Raw genomic sequence first — 393 nt, 5'->3', positions numbered from 1 at the left:
GTGGTGAAGCCGCTCCACGCCGCCGTCCCGGTGAAGGAGCCGGCCGCGAGCGCGTCGTTGCTCGTGCGTACGACGACGTCGATCCGGTCCCCCGTCGCGACCGCCGCCGGCGCCCCGCCGATCCTGGTCTTCGCGTCCACCCGGGTCCATTCGCCGAACCGCCCGTCGGCGAAGCTCGCGCGGTAGAGCAGGCGGTCGCTCGCGCCGACCGCGAAGACGTCGAGCCGGCCGGGTCCGCCGCTGACCGCGGCGGGGTCGTCGGTGGTCCGGAACGCCGGGAGCCTGCGCCATTCCCCGTAGCGGGTGCCGTCCCCGGTGATGTACCAGAGGTTGCCTTCGCCGTCGCGCTGCACGACGTAGGTCCGCTCGCCGTCGGGGCGGGCCGCGGCGGGG

The 393-nt window shown here is 75.8% G+C and carries 1 pseudogene; it reads right to left on the bottom strand.

From position 1 onward, the window contains the following. Positions 1–393, bottom strand: a pseudogene (locus GT354_RS34580) (hypothetical protein); the annotation flags it as partial.

The sequence above is a fragment of the Streptomyces sp. SID3343 genome (assembly GCF_009865215.1).
GTDB lineage: Bacteria > Actinomycetota > Actinomycetes > Streptomycetales > Streptomycetaceae > Embleya.
Note: the sequence above shows the minus strand (reverse complement) of the source record. Positions and strands in the feature narration are given on the sequence as shown.